This is a genomic window from Brevundimonas sp. T2-11 (genome assembly GCF_055397675.1).
Genome location: NZ_AP027920.1, coordinates 2,349,934 through 2,369,299, shown reverse-complemented (window position 1 = coordinate 2,369,299; position 19,366 = coordinate 2,349,934). Strand labels below are relative to the sequence as shown.

General features: G+C 68.7%; 18 protein-coding genes. 8 read left to right on the top strand and 10 right to left on the bottom strand.

Features of this window, described 5'->3' with window-relative positions:
* The 3 genes from ACZ5XO_RS11585 to ACZ5XO_RS11575 all read right to left on the bottom strand — a co-directional run bounded on the left by ACZ5XO_RS11585 (window position 1) and on the right by ACZ5XO_RS11575 (window position 1,966).
* The gene (locus tag ACZ5XO_RS11585) at window positions 1-648 is read right to left on the bottom strand and encodes a thioredoxin domain-containing protein (protein ID WP_464162497.1); all 648 of its coding nucleotides are present in this window, start codon (window positions 646-648) and stop codon (window positions 1-3) included.
* Window positions 649-672: 24 nt separating this feature from the next.
* Window positions 673-1,302, bottom strand: coding sequence for a DsbA family protein (locus ACZ5XO_RS11580; protein WP_464162496.1), 630 nt, complete (start codon window positions 1,300-1,302; stop codon window positions 673-675).
* A gap of 100 nt (window positions 1,303-1,402) precedes the next feature.
* The gene (locus tag ACZ5XO_RS11575; protein ID WP_464162495.1) at window positions 1,403-1,966 is read right to left on the bottom strand and encodes a DUF721 domain-containing protein; all 564 of its coding nucleotides are present in this window, start codon (window positions 1,964-1,966) and stop codon (window positions 1,403-1,405) included.
* 21 nt (window positions 1,967-1,987) lie between these two features.
* Here ACZ5XO_RS11575 and mutY point away from each other — a divergent pair, with 21 nt between their 5' ends.
* Window positions 1,988-3,007: an A/G-specific adenine glycosylase gene (gene mutY / locus ACZ5XO_RS11570; protein ID WP_464162494.1), complete on the top strand. Its 1,020-nt coding sequence runs from the start codon at window positions 1,988-1,990 to the stop codon at window positions 3,005-3,007.
* Here the strand turns inward: mutY and ACZ5XO_RS11565 are convergent.
* The 3 genes from ACZ5XO_RS11565 to ACZ5XO_RS11555 all read right to left on the bottom strand — a co-directional run bounded on the left by ACZ5XO_RS11565 (window position 3,004) and on the right by ACZ5XO_RS11555 (window position 7,527).
* Entirely contained in the window at window positions 3,004-5,151 is a 2,148-nt protein-coding gene (locus ACZ5XO_RS11565; protein ID WP_464162493.1) for an amylo-alpha-1,6-glucosidase, read from the bottom strand. The two genes, mutY and ACZ5XO_RS11565, sit on opposite strands and share 4 nt — an antisense overlap.
* A 69-nt stretch (window positions 5,152-5,220) precedes the next feature.
* Window positions 5,221-6,336 (bottom strand): glycosyltransferase family 4 protein, encoded by a 1,116-nt coding sequence (locus ACZ5XO_RS11560; RefSeq protein ID WP_464162492.1) that lies wholly within the window; start codon window positions 6,334-6,336, stop codon window positions 5,221-5,223.
* 111 nt (window positions 6,337-6,447) lie between these two features.
* Window positions 6,448-7,527, bottom strand: coding sequence for a DNA methyltransferase (locus ACZ5XO_RS11555; protein WP_464162491.1), 1,080 nt, complete (start codon window positions 7,525-7,527; stop codon window positions 6,448-6,450).
* Between the two features lie 287 nt (window positions 7,528-7,814).
* On the opposite strand from ACZ5XO_RS11555, the gene murC reads away from it, so the two are divergent.
* Entirely contained in the window at window positions 7,815-9,260 is a 1,446-nt protein-coding gene (gene murC / locus ACZ5XO_RS11550) for a UDP-N-acetylmuramate--L-alanine ligase (protein WP_464162490.1), read from the top strand.
* Between the two features lie 4 nt (window positions 9,261-9,264).
* Here murC and ACZ5XO_RS11545 read toward each other — a convergent pair whose 3' ends face one another.
* Complete coding sequence (locus ACZ5XO_RS11545) at window positions 9,265-9,996, bottom strand: hypothetical protein (RefSeq protein ID WP_464162489.1); 732 nt, start codon at window positions 9,994-9,996, stop codon at window positions 9,265-9,267.
* Between the two features lie 40 nt (window positions 9,997-10,036).
* On the opposite strand from ACZ5XO_RS11545, the gene murB reads away from it, so the two are divergent.
* The 6 genes from murB (at window position 10,037) to lpxC (ending at window position 17,244) form a co-directional block, all read left to right on the top strand.
* Window positions 10,037-10,948, top strand: a complete 912-nt coding sequence (gene murB / locus ACZ5XO_RS11540) for a UDP-N-acetylmuramate dehydrogenase (RefSeq protein ID WP_464162488.1) — start codon at window positions 10,037-10,039, stop codon at window positions 10,946-10,948.
* 284 nt (window positions 10,949-11,232) lie between these two features.
* Window positions 11,233-12,168, top strand: coding sequence for a D-alanine--D-alanine ligase (locus ACZ5XO_RS11535; RefSeq protein WP_464162487.1), 936 nt, complete (start codon window positions 11,233-11,235; stop codon window positions 12,166-12,168).
* On the top strand, window positions 12,156-13,010 hold the full coding sequence (locus ACZ5XO_RS11530; RefSeq protein ID WP_464162486.1) for a cell division protein FtsQ/DivIB: 855 nt from the start codon (window positions 12,156-12,158) through the stop codon (window positions 13,008-13,010). The genes ACZ5XO_RS11535 and ACZ5XO_RS11530 overlap by 13 nt, the downstream gene beginning before the upstream one ends.
* 26 nt (window positions 13,011-13,036) lie before the next feature.
* Entirely contained in the window at window positions 13,037-14,362 is a 1,326-nt protein-coding gene (gene ftsA, locus ACZ5XO_RS11525; protein ID WP_105563928.1) for a cell division protein FtsA, read from the top strand.
* A 224-nt stretch (window positions 14,363-14,586) separates the two neighbouring features.
* Window positions 14,587-16,155, top strand: a complete 1,569-nt coding sequence (gene ftsZ, locus ACZ5XO_RS11520) for a cell division protein FtsZ (RefSeq protein WP_464162485.1) — start codon at window positions 14,587-14,589, stop codon at window positions 16,153-16,155.
* A 189-nt stretch (window positions 16,156-16,344) separates the two neighbouring features.
* Window positions 16,345-17,244, top strand: a complete 900-nt coding sequence (gene lpxC, locus ACZ5XO_RS11515; RefSeq protein ID WP_464162484.1) for a UDP-3-O-acyl-N-acetylglucosamine deacetylase — start codon at window positions 16,345-16,347, stop codon at window positions 17,242-17,244.
* A gap of 1 nt (window position 17,245) precedes the next feature.
* On the opposite strand, the gene ACZ5XO_RS11510 is transcribed toward lpxC, so the two are convergent.
* The 3 genes from ACZ5XO_RS11510 to ACZ5XO_RS11500 are packed head-to-tail and all read right to left on the bottom strand — an operon-like array spanning window position 17,246 to window position 19,365.
* A complete protein-coding gene (locus ACZ5XO_RS11510; RefSeq protein ID WP_464162483.1) occupies window positions 17,246-18,016 on the bottom strand; it encodes a purine nucleoside phosphorylase YfiH/LACC1 family protein in 771 nt (256 codons plus the stop codon).
* Entirely contained in the window at window positions 18,013-18,258 is a 246-nt protein-coding gene (locus ACZ5XO_RS11505; RefSeq protein ID WP_464162482.1) for a helix-hairpin-helix domain-containing protein, read from the bottom strand. The genes ACZ5XO_RS11510 and ACZ5XO_RS11505 overlap by 4 nt, the downstream gene beginning before the upstream one ends.
* Window positions 18,259-18,291: 33 nt before the next feature.
* Window positions 18,292-19,365, bottom strand: a complete 1,074-nt coding sequence (locus ACZ5XO_RS11500) for a class I SAM-dependent methyltransferase (RefSeq protein WP_464162481.1) — start codon at window positions 19,363-19,365, stop codon at window positions 18,292-18,294.
* Window position 19,366: the final 1 nt, after the last annotated feature.

Genomic DNA, 19,366 nt, shown 5'->3' with positions numbered 1-19,366 from the left:
TTAGCGCCCCTTGAGCAGCGGGTCTATGGCCGCCGCCAGGGTTTCGAGCGAGTGGTCGGCGATCCGTCGTCCGTTGACGAAGAAGGTGGGGGTGCCGGTCACGCCGGCCGCCTGGGCGGCGGCGACGTCACGCTGCAAGGCCTCGCTCGTCGCCGGATCGGTCAGGCAGGTCTCGATTTCCGCCTCGCTGCGGCCGCTGGCGGCGACGGCGTCACGATACCATGTGCGAGCGTTTCCGGCGGCGAAGGCGGCGGCCTGTCCCGACATGAAGCTGCGGGCGACGTCATAGAAACGGCCGGGTGCGGCGCAGCGGCTGATGGCTGCTGCGGTGACGGCGATGGCGGCCGGAGCCGTAGGCAGGTCGCGGAACACCAGCCTGACCTTGCCGGTGTCGATATACCGGGCCTTGAAGGTCGGCATGACGTCGTTGGTCCAGTCCGCGCAATGGCTGCAGGTGAAGGAGGCGTACTCGATCACCGTCACTGGGGCGTCGGCCCGGCCAACCACCCGATCCGCCGCTGTGACCGCAGGCACGGCGGCCACGGTCCGCGTGATCGTGGCTGAAGGAACGTCCGCCGCGAAAGCGGCAGGCGCGATCGTCAGGGTCGCCGTGGCCGTGGCGATAATCATGGCCAGAGCCTTGAACATGTCCGGTCGCGCCTGCACCGCCATTTACTTGGCCAGTTCGGCGTCGATAGCCTGCGACAGGCCCGACAGGCTGCTGTCGGCGACCTTGGTGCCATTGACGATGAAGGTCGGCGTGCCGGTCACGCCCGCGTCGATGCCGGCCTTGATGCGGTTGCTCATTTCTTCGATGGCGGCCTTGTCGCGGATGCAGGCCTCGGTCTGCTCCTGGCTCAGGCCGGCCGCGGCGGCGGCGCGGAACAGGGTGGTGCGCGGCGCCACGCCCGCCATCCATTCCTTCTGGCTGGCCATGATGTCGTGGACGACGTCGAAATACTTGTCCGGCCCGGCGCAGCGCGCGATCAGGAAGCCGGCCACGGCGATATCCTGCGGCGGCGTCGGGAATTCGCGGAAGACGTAGCGGACCTTGTTGGTGTCCACATACTTGGTCTTGAATTCCGGCCAGACTTCCTCGTTCCAGACGGCGCAGTGACCGCAGGTGACCGAGGCGTACTCGACAACCGTCACCTTGGCGTCCGCACCGGCGCCGACGCTCATATCGCCTTCGGCGGCGCCGCCGGACTTGGCGGTGCAGCCGGCGACGGTCGCCATGGCGGCCAGGGCGGCGGCGGTCAGCGCCGCGCGGCGGCTCATCGATGCATAACGGAACGTAGCCATGGGGCGTCCTTGAACGAGAGTGTGACTCTGAAGGATGGCGCGATTCCCTGAGGCATGCGCGATCCGCTTGATTGTCGAGAACAGGTGCGGCGAAGGTTTGTCAACGGCGCTCGTCGTCAGCAGGCTGTGACAGCACGGCGCGGCCCAGTTTTCTGAGCGCGGCTTTCAGACTGTCCGGGGCGTCCTCGACGGCGGCGGCCAGTTCGGCTTCGACCGAGGCGGGCAGGGGCGGCAGGACGGCTCTGCCGCGTGCGCGGGGCTTGGCGCCCGCCACGGGCAGGGGCTTCACAGGCCCCTGGGCGATGCGCAGTTTCTCGACCGATCCGGCGCCGAGAAACAGGTTCACGCGCTGGATGATGTCCTCGGACTGGTGCTGGACCAGCAGGGCGGCGGGACCGGCCACGCGCAGTTCCAGCGTCCCCCCGGCGGTTCCGCGACCCTTGGTCAGCTTCTGCGGGCGAGTGACGCGGGCCAGGCGTTCGCCGACGATCTCGACCCAGCGCGGCTCAAGCGCGCCGGCGCCGCGTCCGAACTGGGCGTCCAGCTTCTTGATCAGCGGGGCCAGCGACTTGCCGGCCGGGGGCGGCGGGCGCAGTTGCGGGCGCGTCCGGCGCCGCGCCAGGATTTCGCGGGCTTCGCTTTCGGTGGGCAGAGGACGACGCATTCGTCCTATATAGCTCGACCCATGCCCGACGTCTCTTCCCTCCGCGCTGCTCTGCTTGACTGGTACGACGCCCATGCGCGGACCCTGCCGTGGCGCGCGCCGCCGGGGGCGGACAGGCGCACCGAGCCCTATCGGGTCTGGTTGTCCGAGGTCATGCTGCAACAGACGACGGTGCCGCACGCCGCCCCCTATTTCGAGCGCTTCACCACGCGCTGGCCGACGATCAGCGATCTGGCGGCGGTCGAGGACTCTGAGCTGATGGCCGCCTGGGCGGGGCTGGGCTACTACGCCCGCGCCCGAAACCTGCTGGCCTGCGCCCGGGCCGTGGCGCGCGATCACGGCGGCGTCTTTCCCGACAGCGAGGCGGCGCTTTTGGCCCTGCCGGGGGTAGGCGCCTATACCGCCGCCGCCGTGGCCGCCATCGCCTTCGACCGGCCCGCCAATGTCGTGGACGGCAATGTCGAACGGGTCATGAGCCGCCTGTTCGCGCTTGAGACGCCTCTGCCCGCCGCCCGGCCCGAGCTGAAGCGGCTGGCCGCCCTGTTCGTCAGCGACGAGCGCCCCGGCGACTGGCCCCAGGCCCTGATGGACCTGGGCTCCGGCGTCTGTCGGCCCAGGTCGCCGTCGTGCGAGGCCTGCCCCCTGGCCTTCGGCTGCGAGGGACTGAAGACCGGCGAACCGGCGCGTTATCCGCTGAGGGTGAAGAAGGCCGAGCGGCCGCACCGTCTGGGCCATGCCTTTGTCCTGCGCGACGAGGCGGGGCGCGTCGGTCTGGTGCGTCGCCCGGACAAGGGCTTGCTGGGCGGCATGCTTGGCCTGCCGACCTCGGACTGGAGCGCGGCGCCCGCCTTTGACGCTCCCTCTACGGCGAACTGGACCGAGGCCGGGGCGGTCGAGCATGTCTTCACCCACTTCAGCCTGACCCTGACTGTCCATGTCGGCGATGGTGCGGGCGACTTCCTGTGGATCGAACCGGACGAGGCGCTGGCGACACTGCCGACTGTCTTCCGCAAGGCGCTGGAGCGCGGGTTGGCGGCCTAGCCGGTCACTCTCAGGCTGACCGTGCCCCGCCGTTCGCGCGGTATGACGACGACGTGGTTGTTCAATCTCTGGAAGGTCAGGTCGATGGCGCTGTCGCCGACCTCGAGGTCCAGGATCGACATCTGGTGAAGTCCTGTCGGCATGGCGGGGTTGGACACCTCGACCAGCCCCTCGGCGGCGTTGATCGACACGCCCAGAACGGCCTTCAGCATCAGGAAGACCGAGCCCGCCGCCCAGGCCTGCGGCAGACAGGCGACCGGATAGGCGATGGGCGGCTCGCCCGTCTCGCGCACGAAGCCGCAGAACAGTTCCGGCAGGCGCAACTGGAAATGGGCCGCCGCGCCAAAGACCTCGCCCAGCAGCATGGAGACGGCCTGCCGTTCGCCGTAGCGCGCCATGCCCGCCGCCGCCATGGCCGTGTCGTGCGGCCAGACCGAGCCGTTGTGATAGCTCATGGGATTGAAGCGGGCCTGACCCTTGGCCAGGGTCCGCAGGCCCCAGCCTGAACGGAACTCCGCCGTCAGCATCCGCCGCGTCACGATCCGCGCCCGCTCAGGCGAGGGCAGGCCGCTGAACAGCAGATGCCCGGCGTTGGAGCCGATCGCCCGCATCTGACGCCCGTTCCCGTCCAGGGCCACGGCGTAGAAGTTCTGGTCCTCCATCCAGAACCGTTCCTCGACCAGGGCGCGCACCGTCTCGGCCCGCGCCCGCCACTGTTCGGCGCGGTCATCCCCCAGGCGGGCGCCGATTTCCGCCAGGGCCTTCCAGGCGGCGAAGGCGTAGCCCTGGACCTCCAGCAGGGCGACGGGACCCTGGGGGAAGCAGCCGTCGCGGTCGAAGATGGAGTCCTCGCTATCCTTCCAGCCCTGGTTGGACAGGCCCGTCTCGGCCCCGCGGGCGTAGTCGATCAGGCCGTCGCCGTTGCTGTCGCCGTAGTCGCTCATCCAGCCCGCCGCCGCGATCAGGTGGGGCCACAGGGCGCGGATGGTCTCCATGTCGTCAGTGCGGCGGGCATAGGCGCCGGCCAGGGCGATGAACAGGCAGGTGGTGTCGACCCCGCCGTAATAGAGGCCGAACGGCACCTCGCCCAGCACGCTCATCTCGCCGCCGCGCGTCTCGTGCATGATCTTGCCGGGGGCGGAGTCCATGAAGGCGTTGACCTCGGTCGCCTGACGCGCCGCCAGGTAGGTCAGGACCCCCTTGGCCAGACTGGGGTCGATCCACAGCATCTGCCAGGCGGTGATGATGCCGTCGCGCCCGAAGGGGGTCGAGAACCAGGGCACGCCGGCATAGGGATAGGGGCCGGTCGGAAGATCGGTGGTCAGCAGGGCCACGTCCGTTCGCGACTGCCTCAACCAGTCGTTGACGCGGGGATTGCGCGCCGCCTGAACGCTGGCTCCCCGACGCATCCGACGGCGCATGGCCAGCCGCGCCTGAATGGAATTCCAGCGCCAGCGCGCCTGATCGGGGGCGTCGCAGGCGTCCAGACCGCATTCGACATAGAGGTCGAGCTTCTTGCCCTTGGGCAGGCTGAACATGAATTCGGCCCGGTTGGCGCTGAGCCGGGCGGGCGGTTCGGAAAAGGCCAGGCAACTGGTCCGCAAGACCCCGTCCAGCCCTGTATAGCTGAAGCTGACGCGGCGGCCGTCCATGACCGGGGCGTGGACCTCGCCGCGCGTCAGGCGGGGCGTGCCGCGCACCTGGAAGATGTCGGCGAAATCGGCTCCGAACTCGAACGACAGCGGCAACAGGATGTCTTCGATGCCGTGGTTGACCATCCGCACCCGTTCGAACAGCCTCTTGTCCCAGAGGAAGCGCCGCCGCTCCAGGTGCAGCACCCCCGCCGGGGCCGAGCGCCCGCCCATCGGCGGCAGGGGGCGGTTGGTGGAATGGCAGGTGAAGAAGACGTTGTCCTCGGTCACGCCCGAACTCAGCCGCGAGGGCCGCGCTCGCCCCACTGTCAGGACGAAGTGCGACAGCAGGCGCGTGTCCCGGTCGAACAGGCCGTCGGCCCCGCTTTTGACGTCGCCCCAGTGGTCCGCCACCAGAAAGGTGTCGGCGTCCTTGAGCGCCATCAGGGTTTCCAGCCCGTCCTGATCGCTGTTGTCGGCGGCGGTGGTCTGGACCGAATAGGCGTCGTCCATGGTCTGCCTCGCTTCAGCGCGAAAGTCGCTCAGCCGCCCCTCAGGAAAATGGCCGAACGGGCGAAGGGTTCAGCCGAGGGCGGCGAAGCTGCGATCCTCGCCGGCGATGCGGACCCCGGGCCGCGCTGCGTCCAGCACATGGGCGGCATAGGGGCGGCGGGCCAGCAGGTCGCCGTAGACGTCGAGATAGCGCCGGGCCATGGCCGTGGCCGAGAAGCGCAGGTCGAACCGCGCCCGGATCGCCTCGCGGTCGAGGGTGCGGGCCCGTCCGGCGGCGGCGACCGCCTGGTCCATCGTCTCGACCAGAAAACCTGTGGCCCCGTCCTCGATGATCTCGGGCGTCGAGCCGCAGCGGAAGGCCACGACCGGCGTGCCGCAGGCCAGGGCCTCGATCATCACCAGACCGAAGGGCTCGGGCCAGTCGATGGGAAACAGCAGGGCTTCGGCCCCGCCGAGGAAGGCCGACTTCTGATCGTCGCCGATCTCGCCGACGAATTCGATCAGCGGGTCGCCCTCGACCAGGGGCTTGATGGCCGTCTCCCAATAGGCCTTGTCCGCGGCATCCACCTTGGCCGCCATCTTCAGCGGCTTGCCCAGACGCGTGGCGATCTCGATGGCCCGGTCGGGGCGCTTCTCGGGTGAAATGCGGCCGAGGAAGGCCAGATAGCCCTGCGATTTCGGCGAGAAACGATACAGGTCGCCCGGCATGCCGTGATGCACCGTCGCCTTCCAGTTGGCGCCGGGCAGAGGGCGGCGCTGATCGTCGGAAATGGAGACCAGGCCGAACTGAGGCCAGCGCTCATAAACCTCGGGCAGGTCCTTCAGGTCGAGGCGTCCGTGCAGGGTGGTGACGGTCTTGTCGGCCAGTTCCTGAAAAAAGGGGAAATGCACCATGTCGGTGTGGAAGTGGATGACGTCGAAGTCGTCGGCGCGATCCAGCACTTCGGCCAGCATGGTCATGTGGGCGGCCAGGTCGGACTTCAGCGGCTCAGGGTCCAGCCGGATGGCCTGATCGCGCACCGGGATCAGCCGCGCCCGTGTCGCGGCCTCGGCGCTGGCGAACAGGGTGACGTCATGGCCGAGGTCGACCAGGGCGTCGGTCAGATGGGCCACGACCCTTTCCGTGCCGCCGTAGAGACGCGGCGGCACCGCCTCATAGAGGGGCGTGACCTGGGCGATCTTCATCATCCGACTCCCGCGCCCCCGCAGACGCACTGGAATCGTCAACACGGGTCGGTGAGCGGGGTTCCAGCTTGGCTGGAACGATAGTCGCAAGCTTTACAGTGGCTTGCGGGTCTACTGCATCCCGGCGCGGATCTCGGCGCGCAGGGCGTCGATGGGGCGCAGGCCTGTGTCGGTCTTGAAGCGCCAGTAGGTCCAGCCGTTGCAGGCCGGGGCGTTCTCCAGCAGGGCGCCCAGCTTGTGGATCGAGCCGGTCATGGAGCCGGACACCAGCGAACCGTCGGCGCGCACGCGAGCCTCATGGTCGCCCTTGGGGCAGTAGAGCTTGTCGCCGGGAGCCAGCAGGCCGGCCTCGACCAGGGCCCCGAACGGCACCTTGGGCTCGGCCTTCTTGGAGCCGGTGACGACCAGGTCTTCCGGCGCGGCGGGGATGACGGCCTTGATGCGCTTTTCGGCCAGCCTGGCGTAGGTCTCGTCGCGTTCGATGCCGATGAAGTGGCGGCCCAGACGCTTGGCCGCGGCCCCGGTGGTGCCGGTGCCGAAGAAGGGGTCCAGGATCACGTCGCCGACGCGGCTGGCCGACAGCAGCACCCGGTGCAGCAGGGCCTCGGGCTTCTGGGTCGGGTGGGCCTTGTCGCCGTTGTCGTCCTTCAGCCGTTCGGCGCCCGTGCACAGGGCGAGCGTCCAGTCCGAGCGCATCTGGGTGTCTTCGTTGAAGGCCTTCAGCGCGTCGTAGTTGAAGGTGTAGCGCTTCTGCTCGCGCGACTTGGCGGCCCAGATCAGGGTCTCGTGCGCATTGGTGAAGCGCGTGCCCTTGAAGTTCGGCATGGGGTTGGACTTGCGCCAGATGATGTCGTTCAGCACCCAGAAACCCAGGTCCTGCATCGCCGAACCCAGTCGGAAGATGTTGTGATAGCTGCCGATGACCCAGAGACTGCCCTCGTCCTTCAGCACCCGGCGGCACTCGGTCAGCCAGGCGCGGGTGAAGGCGTCATAGGCGGCGAAGCTGTCGAACTTGTCCCAGTCGTCGTCGACGGCGTCGACCTTGGAGTTGTCGGGGCGCAGCAGGTCGCCGCCCAGCTGCAGGTTATAGGGCGGGTCGGCGAAGACCATGTCCACCGACTTGTCCGGCAGGCCCTTCAGCACCTCGATGCAGTCGCCACGCAGGATGACGTCGGTCTTCAACTCGGACATGGAAAAGCGGCCCCGGACAGATGAGAGGCTTATGGTGAATCCTTACGGTTAAGGCGGAGTAACCAAACTTAAGATCCGGGCGGATCAACAAAATCCTTCCCCCCTTGCGGGAGAAGGTGACCGAGCCAAAGCGAGGTCGGATGAGGGGTTGCGCGACGCTGGAACGGCCCGCAGCCAAAACGTGGCGAGACCCCTCATCCGTCAGGCTCCGCCTGCCACCTTCTCCCGCAAGGGGAGAAGGAAAGAAGGGTATGCAAAACGCATCCCGTCTGAGCTATGACGCGAACATGATCGCACGCCTTCGCCCCGTTCCGTTCGCCCTCGGGCCTGTCCACTTCGTCGGCATCGGCGGCATCGGCATGAGCGGCATCGCCGAGATCATGCTGAAGATCGGCTATCAGGTGTCCGGCTCGGACGCCAAGGCCAGCGCCAACACCGAGCGGCTCGAGAAGCTGGGCGCCCGCATCTACATCGGCCATGACGCGGCCCACGTCACCGAGGGCGTCTCGGCGGTGGTCTATTCGACCGCGGTCAAGGCGACGAACCCCGAGCTGGTCGTGGCGCGCGAGCGTCGCATTCCCTTGGTGCGCCGCGCCGAGATGCTGGCTGAGCTGATGCGTCTGCAATTCTCGGTCGGCGTCGGCGGCACCCACGGCAAGACGACGACGACCTCCATGGTCGCAGCCCTGCTGGACGCCGGTTCGCTGGACCCGACGGTGGTCAACGGCGGCATCATCAACGCCTACGGCACCAACGCCAAGGTGGGCGAGGGCGACTGGATCGTGGTCGAGGCCGACGAGAGCGACGGCTCCTTCCTGCGCCTGAAGTGCACGGTCGCGGTCATCACCAACATCGACCCGGAACACCTGGACCACTACGGCGACTTCGACGCGGTCAAGAAGGCCTTCTGCGACTTCATCGAGGATATTCCCTTCTACGGCTTCGGCGTGGTGTGTCTGGACCACCCGGAAGTGCAGAAGCTGGCGGCCAGGATCGATAACCGCCGTCTCGTCACCTACGGTCTGAATCCCCAGGCCATGGTTCGCGCCGAAAACGTGCAGATGTCGCCCGACGGCTCGCGCTTCGACGTGGTCATCCAGGGGCAGGGACTGGCCGCCTTGGACGAGCCGACGCGGATCGAGGGCCTCTATCTGCCCATGGCCGGCTGGCACAATGTGTCGAACTCTCTGGCCGCCATCGCCGTGGCCCGCGAGCTCGGGGTGGACGACGACTCCATCCGTCAGGGTCTGGCCGGCTTCGGCGGGGTCAAGCGTCGCTTCACCACCACGGGCGTGGTCGGCGGGGTGCGCGTCATAGACGACTACGGCCACCATCCGGTCGAGATCGCCGCCGTGCTGAAGGCCGCCCGTCAGGTGGTGCAGTCGGCCGACAATCCGGGCCGCGTCATCGCCGTGGTCCAGCCGCATCGCTACACCCGCCTGCGCGACCTGATGCAGGACTTCTCAACCTGCTTCGCCGACGCCGACAGCGTTCTGGTCGCCGATGTCTATCCGGCAGGCGAGCAGCCGATCGAGGGCGTCGACAAGCACGCCCTGGCCGAGGGCATCCGCCGCTATGGCCACCGTCAGGTCGCCGCCCTGGAAAACGCCGCCGTCCTGCCGCGCGTCATCAAGGATGAGGCGAAGCCGGGCGATCTGGTCGTCCTGCTGGGCGCCGGCGACATCACCAGCTGGGCCTACGCCCTGCCGGCGCAGCTGGAGGCCCTGGGCTGAGGTCTCAGCCCAGGTAGCGCGCGATCATCGCGCCGAAGAAGAAGCAGAGCAGGCTGGTCATGGCGAAGGCCGTGACAAAGGCGCCCAGCCATTCGACGCGCCCCTGAAGACGAAGGGTCTCGGCCGGGTCCAGCTGGCCCGATCTGATCTTCTTCATGTCGCCCTCCAGCGCCAGCAGGACCACGGCCATGCCGCCCAGCAGCGGCAGCCAGGCCGTCAGCAGGGACGCCAGGGATCCCGCCGAGGCGCGGCCGGAGCTGAAGCGAGCGATGAAGCCGTGGATGACTTCCTGGTGGCCCAGCGGCAGATAGACGAAGAGCAAGAGGCTGATCGCCGCCAGATAGAGCAGGGCGTACAAGGCTCGCTGCCCCAGGCTGATCGGAACGGCGGGCGGCGGCTCCGTCGGTTCGGAAAAGGCGTCCGGCATCGCCGCGCCATGCAGGAAATCGCCGGCGACGCGCCGTTTCTCGATATGCCAGAACCAGCGATAGGTTCCCGCGTGGCACAGGGGCAGGAAGAAGACCGCCATCAGCACGGCCAGAACGCCGTTGAGCGACTGTTCGAAGGTCAGGCTGCGACCCATACCCTCGGCCGCGAACAGCAGGCCGATGCACAGGGCGCCGATCCCGATGACGCTGGGCGGCGTGATCGCGAGGATCAACAGGATGGAGCGCAGCGGCTCTTGCAGGGCGGGAAGGAAGCGCTTTCCCTTGCGTGTCGACGTGGTTCGGGGCATCGCAGCCTTATCGCACATTGGACGTGCGCAAGAGATTTGAATGACGACCTGGACTGAAGCTCTTCCTGACGTGCGCGGCAAGCTGCTGTTGAACGAGCCGCTGGGGCCCTACACCTGGTTCCGCGTGGGCGGTGCGGCGGACGCCCTGTTCATCCCGGCGGACGCCGAGGATCTGGCCGACTTCCTCAAGGCGTTGCCCGAGGCCGTGCCGGTCACCATCATCGGCGTCGGCTCCAACCTGATCGTGCGTGACGGCGGGGTCGAGGGCGTGGTTATCCGTCTGGCCGGACGAGCCTTCGCCGCCATCACGACCGAGGGCGAGACCATCACGGCGGGTGCGGGCGCGCTGGATTCGATGGTGGCCAAGGCGTCTGCGAAAGCGGGCATCGCCGGGCTGGAGTTCTACGCCGGCATCCCGGGCACCATCGGCGGCGCCCTGACCATGAACGCGGGCTGCTATGGCTCGGAGACCAAGGACGTCCTGGTCTCGGCCTGGGGCCTGACGCGCCAGGGCGAGCGGATCGAGCTGACGCTGGCCGACTTCGGCTACACCTATCGTCACTCCAACGCCCCGGCGGGCGTCATCTGGATGGAGGCGACCTATCGCGGCAGGCCCGACGCACCCGAGGCCGTCACGGCCCGCATCAACGAGATCACCAGCCGCCGCGAGACGACCCAGCCGATCCGCGAAAAGACCGGCGGCTCGACCTTCAAGAACCCCGAGGGTCATTCCTCGTGGAAGCTGGTCGACGAGGCGGGCTGGCGCGGCAAGCTGCACGCCGAAACCGGCGGCGGCGCCAAGTTCAGCGAACTGCACTCCAACTTCATGATCAACCCGGGCGAGGCCACCGCCGCCGACATCGAAGGTCTGGGTGAGGCGGTTCGCGCCGACGTGTTGGCGAAGACGGGTGTTCAGCTCGACTGGGAAATCAAGCGCATCGGGCGGAAGTAACCCTCTCCCGGCGGGAGAGGGCTTGAGCGCACGAGCGCGAAGCGATCGTTCTTGCGCGAAAGGGTGAGGGGCTAACCTTTCAGTAGGCGACAGCCTTGGCGCGGGCTGCGCGACGGCTTGCGCCGAAGGACGCCCGCGACCCTCATCCGGCCCTACGGGCCACCTTCTCCCATCGGGAGAAGGGAAGCTGATCGGCAGCTTAAATTCCGCTTCCGGCCCGCTATCGTTTCCAACCGGTTAACCGTATTCAGTCCATAGGGGCGGGCTAGTAGTCGGATCGTCCCATGCGCGCGCCCCTGAACACTCTTCACGTCGCTGTCCTGATGGGCGGCCTGTCGTCCGAACGCGAGGTTTCGCTGTCCTCGGGCCGAGGCTGCGCCGACGCCCTGGAAGGACAGGTCGCCAAGGTCACGCGCGTCGACGCCGGTCGCGATCTGGCCCAGGTGCTGACCGCCCTGAAACCCGACGTCGTCTTCAACGCCCTGCACGGCGAATGGGGCGAGGACGGTTGCGTTCAGGGCATCCTCGAGACCCTGCGGATTCCCTATACCCACTCCGGCGTCCTGGCCTCGGCCCTGGCGATGGACAAGGACAAGTCGAAGGCCGTGCTGCGTGCGGCGGGCGTCGTCGTGCCCGGCGGCGGCCTGTTCGACCGCAAGGCGGTGGCGGCGGGCCATGTCATCGCGCCCCCCTATGTCGTCAAGCCGAACGCCGAGGGCTCCTCGGTCGGCGTCTATGTCATCCAGCCGGGCGACGCGCCTTGCGCCGTCGTCGGCGACGACAGCTGGACCTATGGCGATCTGGTCATGGTCGAGCCCTTCATCGCGGGCAAGGAACTGGCGGTCACGGTTCTGGGCGAGGCCAGCGGCCCGCGCGCCCTGACCGTCACCGACATCACCCCGACCAAGGGCTTCTACGACTACGAGGCCAAGTACGCGCCGGGCGGCTCCAGGCACGTCCTGCCCGCCGAGCTGCCCGCCCACGTCTTTGACAAGGCCCTGCGTCAGTCGGAGCTGGCCCATGCGGCCATGGGGTGTCGCGGCGTGTCCCGGTCCGATTTTCGTTATGACGATGTTAACGACGTTCTCGTTCTTCTGGAGGTCAATACCCAGCCCGGCATGACGCCGACCTCGCTCAGTCCCGAGCAGGCCGCCCATGTCGGGATGGCGTATCGTGATCTGGTTCGGTGGATGGTGGAGGACGCCTCATGCCCGCGGTAGTGCGCGGCGGTCGGCGACAGGGCGCGACGAAGGGCAGGGGGCAGGGCTCCCGCAACGCTCCGGCCACGCCGGGCAAGGTCGCCGCCATCGGTCGGCTGGACCTGTCGCCGCGCGCCGTCCTGATCTCCATCGTGGCGGGCGTCGTCGTTCTGGGCGGGGTCCTGGCCACCGGCGCGCGGGCCGAGCGCATCTCTAACTCGGTCTCCAACAAGTTCGACAGCATCACCTCGGGCATGGGCCTGAAGGTCAGGAACCTGCACGTCACCGGCGCCTCGCCCGAGGCCCGGGCGGCCATCCAGCAGGCCGTGGGCGTCAGCGCCGACCAGCCCATCGTCAGTCTGGACCTGAACGCCGTGCGCGACCGGGTGCAGGCCGTGGGCTGGGTCAAGGAGGCGCGCGTGGTGCGCCTGCTGCCCGACACCCTGATCGTCGACGTCAAGGAGCACGACCGTCTGGCCGTCTGGCAGACCGGCGGCCACGCCTATGTCATCGACAGCCGGGGCCAGGTCATCCAGGGCGCCGACGCCGGCCGCTACCCCGGGCTGCCGCTGGTCGTAGGCAAGGGCGCGGATCAGACCGCCGCCGAGATTCTGCCTCTTCTGGCCCAGCGCCCGCGCCTGATGGCGCGCGTTGAAGCCCTGGTCCGGGTGGACGAGCGCCGCTGGGATCTGCGCCTCAAGGACGGCGCTCTGATCCAACTGCCGGCCGTCGATCAGGACAGCGCCCTGATCCGCCTCGACGCGCTGGACCAGCGCGAACGCCTTCTCGATCTGGGCTTCGCCCGGGTCGATCTCCGCACGCCCGAGGAGGTCGCCGTCCGGCCCTCCGAAGGCGCCGTCTGACAACGAATACCCAGGACACCAGCATCATGGCCGGACGCAGCCGAGACACGAACACGGACCAAGCCAAGGGCGCCCCGCGCGCTCCGGCCGTGGCCGCGCTCGACCTGGGCCAGTCCAAGGTCGCCTGCTTCATCATGAAGCCCGAGGGCGTGCGTCACGCCGACCGCACCATCCGCGTCGCCGGGGCCAGCCACGTCCAGTCGCGCGGCGTGCGCGGCGGGGCCATCGTCAACATGGACGAGGCGGCCCAGGCCATCGGTCACGCGGTCGAGCGCGCCGAACGCGCCGCCGGCTCGCCCGTCTCCGGCGTCATCGTCACCACGGCCATCGGCCAGATGGCCAGCCACCGGGTCCAGGCCCGCGTCTCCCTGGGCGCCCATCCGATCAGCGACGGCGACCTGGCCCGCGCCATCGGCATGGCCCTGGCCCAGATCCGTCTGCCCAATCGCCGTCCGATCCACGTCCTGCCCATCGCCTGGTCGGTGGACGGGGCGCGTGGCGTTCATGACCCGCGCTCGATGCGCGGCGGCTCGCTGGGGCTGGACCTGCTGGTCGTCTCCATGTCCGAAGGCTCCTTCGGCGCCCTCAGCCACTGCTTGGAGTTGGCCCACCTCGACCTGCAAGGCGTGGCCGCCGCCCCCGTCGTCTCCTCGCTCGCCGCGCTGGAAGAGGACGAGATGGAGCTGGGCAGCGTCTGCATCGACATGGGCGGCGGCTCGACCTCGGCGGCGGTCTGGGGCGGACGCAGTCTGCTTCATATCGAAAGCCTGAACGTCGGCGGCGATCACGTCACCGCCGATATCGCGCGCGGCCTGTCGACCTCCAAGGTCGGCGCCGAGCGCCTGAAGACCCTGCACGGCTCGGCCATGGCCAGCGCCAACGAAGACCGTGAGATGCTGGAGGCCCCGCCGCGCGGCGAGGACCCCTCCGCCGGCCCCGTCATCGTCCCGCGCGCCATGCTGAAGACCGTCATCGCCCCGCGTGTCGAGGAGACGCTGGAGCTGCTGCGCGACCGGCTTAAGCACGCCGGCGTCGGCATGGACCCGGGCGCGGGCATCGTCCTGACCGGCGGCGCCAGCCAGCTGAACGGCGTGCGCGAACTGGCTGTGCGCGTGTTCGACCGCCCGGTCCGCCTGGGCAAGCCACAACGCGCCCCCCACCTGGCCGACGCCGCCTCGGGCCCGGCCTTCTGCTCGGCCTCCGGCGTCCTGCTGCGCGCCGCCTATGGTCCGCGCGAGGCCGTTTCCGCCCGCAAGCTGATGTCCCGTCAGATCACCGCCGCCGACGCCCCCAAGGTGCACCGCGGCGGCATGGTGGCCCGCGCCGCCGGCTGGTTGCGCGACAACCTCTAGTCGAGGCTTCTTCGGAAGGCGGCCGACGGCCTTCTGGCGATAAACCTTATCGGAATCTGCAGCCAAGCTACGGTTGCGGCTTCCAAAAGCGCCGACTCATATTAACGCAGTAACACTCCGTTAACGCAAAGAGGGTTTTCCTTAACGCGCTCATAACCAATGCGATTCGGCGGGGATTTCGCATTGGGGTTAACGGGCAGAGTCGGAAAGTCGGAACAACAATCATGTCTCTCTCGCTGGTGAAGCCGCAACACACGGAACTGAAGCCCCGGATCGTCGTCTTCGGCGTCGGCGGCGCGGGCGGTAACGCCGTCAACAACATGATCGACGCCGGCCTTGAAGGGGTCGAGTTCGTCGTCGCCAACACCGACGCCCAGCACCTCAGCTTCGCCAAGACCGACCGCCGCATCCAGCTGGGCGAGACCATCACCCAGGGCCTCGGCGCCGGCGCCCACCCCGAAGTCGGCATGAACGCCGCCGAGGAGAGCGCTGACGAGATCCACGCGCACCTGGACGGCGCGCATATGGTCTTCATCACCTGCGGCATGGGCGGCGGCACCGGCACCGGCGCGGCCCCCGTCATCGCCAAGTGTGCGCGTGATCGCGGCATCCTGACCGTCGGCGTCGTGACCAAGCCCTTCACCTTTGAAGGCCGTCACCGCATGCGTCTGGCCGACTCCGGCGTCGCCGAGCTGCAGCGCTATGTCGACACCCTGATCGTCATTCCGAACCAGAACCTGTTCCGCGTCGCCAATGAGCGCACGACCTTCGCCGACGCCTTCGGCATGGCCGACCAGGTCCTGCACTCGGGCGTGCGCTCGATCACCGACCTGATGATCCTGCCGGGCCTGATCAACCTCGACTTCGCCGACGTCCGCGCCGTCATGTCCGAAATGGGCAAGGCCATGATGGGCACGGGGGAGGCCACGGGCGACGACCGCGCCCTGCTGGCGGCCCAGAACGCCATCGCCAACCCCCTGCTGGACGAGACCAGCCTGAAGGGCGCCAAGGCCGTGCTGGTCAACATCACCGGCGGTCTGGACATGACCCTGCTGGAAGTGGACGAGGCCGCCAACGCCATCGCCGCCGAAGTGGACGGCGACGCCAACATCATCTTCGGCGCCGCCTTCGACCCGGCCCTGGACGGCAAGATCCGCGTCTCGGTCGTCGCCACCGGCATGGACGAGGCCGTCATCCAGAAGATCGAGCCCCAAGGGTCGGCCTTCTCGGACCGCCGTCCGGCTGCGGCCGCCGCCGCGCCGCGTCAGCCTGAAGTCCGCATCGACCCGGTTCGCGAACCGGCCCGCGCGCCCGAGCCCGCCCCGGTCTATGAGGCCCCGGCCGCGCGCGCCGCGCCCGAGCCGCGCCCCGAGCCGGTCATCCATGACGCGCCCCGCAACCTGGAGCCGATCGTCGATCCCTGGGTTGAGGAATACGAATCCGGCGCGGTCCGCGCCCAACCGGCCGCCGCTTCGCAGGGCGACCTCTACTTCGACCGCGCCCAGCCTGAGCAGCCGGCGGCCCGTCCGGCCCCGCGTCGCGAAGAGCCGGTCGCTGAAGAAGAATACTACGACGACCGCGATCACCGTCGCAGCGGCTGGAGCCTGTTCGGCAAGAAGCGCCAGCAGCCGCAACAGCAGCAGCCCTCCTACGCACCGCAACCCTCGTCGAACCGCACGACCCAACAGCTGCGCCAGACCCAGGCGACCCAGCCGACCCAGGACTTCCAGGCAGGTCACGCTGAAGACGACGACCTTGAAATCCCTTCCTTTCTTCGCCGCCTCGCGAACTGATCGGAAGAAATCCTGACTGAAACGCCCCGGAGCTAGGCTCCGGGGCGTTTTGCGTTGTTACGGGCTGTCGCCAGACCGAAACAATCCGAAACCCATCTTTCATTTCAGGCTTGAGCCGTCGTGGTTAAACGACAGACGAGGCGAACTCCGCGCGACCGTGCGGGGCCGCGCAATACAGAGAGTTTCAGCTTGTCGGTCCGTAACGACCATCACGAACAGACCATCGTCGCCCCGGCCATCACCGCCGGCGTCGGCGTTCACACCGGCCAGCGCGTCAAGCTGGTCGTGCGTCCGGCCGCGCCCGGCGCGGGCATCGTCTTCGTGCGCACCGACATCACGGATCGCGACAACCGCATCCCCGTCTCGGGCGAGGCTGTCGTTGATGCGCGCCTGAACACCATGATCGAGAACGCGGCGGGCGTGCGTCTGTCGACCATCGAGCACCTGATGGCCGCCCTGTGCGCGCTCGGCGTCTCCAACGCCGTGATCGAGGTCGACGGCCCCGAACTGCCGATCCTGGACGGCTCGGCCCTGCAGTTCGTGCAACTGCTGGACCGCGCCGGCTTCCGCCGCCAGGAAGCCCCGATCCGCTACATCGAGATTCTCAAGCCGATCCGGGTGGGGGAGGGCGACAAGTCCGCCGTCCTGCTGCCCTGCGACCGCTACGAGATGCGCTTCGAGATCGACTTCCCCACGCCGGTCATCGGCAATCAGGTGGTGGACTTCGTCGTGGACGAGGCGACCTTCCGCTCGGACATCATGGCCGCCCGCACCTTTGGTTTCGCCCATGAGGTCGAGGCCCTGCGTCAGGCCGGTCTGGCCCGCGGCGGCAGCTTGGAAAACGCCGTGGTCATCGACGGCGACGAGATCCTGAACCCCGGCGGTCTGCGCATGGAACGTGAGTTCGTGCGCCACAAGGCCCTGGACGCCATCGGCGACCTCTACGTCCTCGGCGCGCCCCTGCTGGGCCGCTACGAAGGCGTCAAGGCGGGTCACGCCCTGAACAACAAACTGGTCCGCGCCCTGCTGGCCCAGCCCGACGCCTGGCGCGTCACGACCCGCGTCCCCGACATGGCGATGGCGGGCTAGTTCAGCCCAGGCTGATCGTCGAGATCAGCCGTCCGAAATCCGGTTCTCCCGCCAGAAACGCTCGACGGTTCGAGTAGAAGCGGCCCGCGTCCGCGCGTGTGTCGTCGCAGGTCCAGGCGGCGTCAGCGACGCCAGCTTGCTCCAGCCGCCACAGGACGAAGCCAGGCAGGTCGAACAGGCGTTTGTCTTCAGCGGCGCCGGCGGCGAAGAAGCGTTCGCTGCCGGGGTCGTGGTGGGCGAAGCGCTCCTGATAATCGGCGCCGACCTCATAGCTGGCCTGGGCGATGCAGGGGCCGACCACGGCGACCATGCGCGCCGGGTTTGCGCCCAAGGCCTCCATGGCTGCGACGGTCGAGTGGATGATCCCGCCCAGCGCCCCCTTCCAGCCCGCGTGGGCCGCGCCCACCACGCCGGCTTCGGCGTCGGCGAACAGGACGGGCGCGCAGTCGGCAGTCAGAACGGAGGCGATGGGGCCGCGCACGGCGCTGACCACGGCGTCGCCCTCCGGCCTTTCGCCCGCCCAGCCTGCCTCGGCCACACGGGCCACGGCGGAGTGGATCTGATAGCAGCCGCACAGGTCGTCCAGCGCGCCGCCCATCCAGTCGGCCACGCGGCGACGATTCTCGGCCACACGCGCCGGGTCATCCTTTGAACCGACGCCTGTGTTCAGCCCGGCGTAGATCCCCTCCGACACGCCGCCTTCGCGGGTGAAGAAGCCGTGCCGGATCCCGGCCTTGTCCAGCAGGGGGTGAGTGATGGGGTTCAGGCTCATGCGGCCTCCAGCGAGCTACGGGCGGCTTCGACGGCGGCTTCGACGGCCTTACGGGCCTGGGGGCTGTTCTTCCAGCAGGTCGAGCCGACACTGACGGCGGCTCCGGCGCAGACGACGGTCGGATCGGCCAAGGCCAGCCGCTCGAAGGCGCCCAGACCCTGTTCCTCCAGACGCTCGACCACCTTGGGGCCGACGCCTTTCACGGCCAGAAGTATTTCCCGTTCCCGGTCGGAAAAACGCATCGTCACACTCCCTGCGGAAACCGTCCGCAGTCCTCAGAAGCCCGGCAGGGCCAGCGCGCGGGGCGAGAAGATCGCCGCCGCCTTGAACAGTTCGCCCATCTGGTCCGGCGCGGTCAGGCGGTCCAGCTGGCGCTGGATGACCGGGGCGGCGTCGGGGCGGGCCTGCATCAACCGCTGGGCGCGGGCTTCGATCCCCAGGGCCTTGAGGAAGGCGCCCTGACCGACGCAGCCGGTCACGTCGGCGCCGCTGCGCACGGCGGCTTCCAGCACCAGGGGGTAGTCGGCCCATTGGGTCAGATCGGCCTCGCCGGGCGTCGTCAGGGGATCGACCTTCTGATGGCGCCGCAAGCCCTGCAGGGTGTCGCCCGGCCCCGGCTGGCTGCGGCCGTAGTCGATCAGCAGGGCAGCGCCCGAGGCGGCCTTGACCAGGGTCGCCAGGTCGCGGGCGAAGGCGGCCTGCTGCTCGGAAATCTCCACCACCTGACCGGGCTCGACGTCGTACTCAGGCCGGTCGAAACCGCCGGAGATGGCGACCAGCCCAAAGGTCAGCTCGTTGTCGTCCGTCACGCCGACGCGGCGTTCGGCCCAACCGCCCTCGGTCTTCATGAACTGGCGCGCGGGCATGCAGTCCAGCACCTCGTTGCCGATCAGGATGACAGGGGCGTCGGTCTCGATCTGGTGCAGGGCGCTGAGCCAGCGGGCATGGGCGTCGGCGTCGGCCAGCCGTCGCGCCTGTTCGGCCCGCAGCGGGGCGCTGGGTTCGATCAGGATCAGGTCCACGGCCTCGAGGAAACCGGGAACCAGTCGCGCGGCGCGCAGGGCGTCGGACATCAGCGTCCCGTCGCCCGGCCCGACCTCGACCAGCCGCACGCGCTCGGGCGCGCCCATGCGGCTCCAGGTCTCGACGGCCCACAGGCCGATCAGCTCGCCGAACATCTGGCTGACCAGGGGAGCGGTGATGAAGTCGCCGCCTTCGCCCAGAGCGGGCCGCGTCGCGTAATAGCCCCCCTTCGGGTCGTGCAGGCAGCGGGTGACATAGTCCGCCACCGTCATCGGCCCGGTCAGCACGATCTCGCGGACCAGACGGTCCTTGAGGGTCTCGGTCATG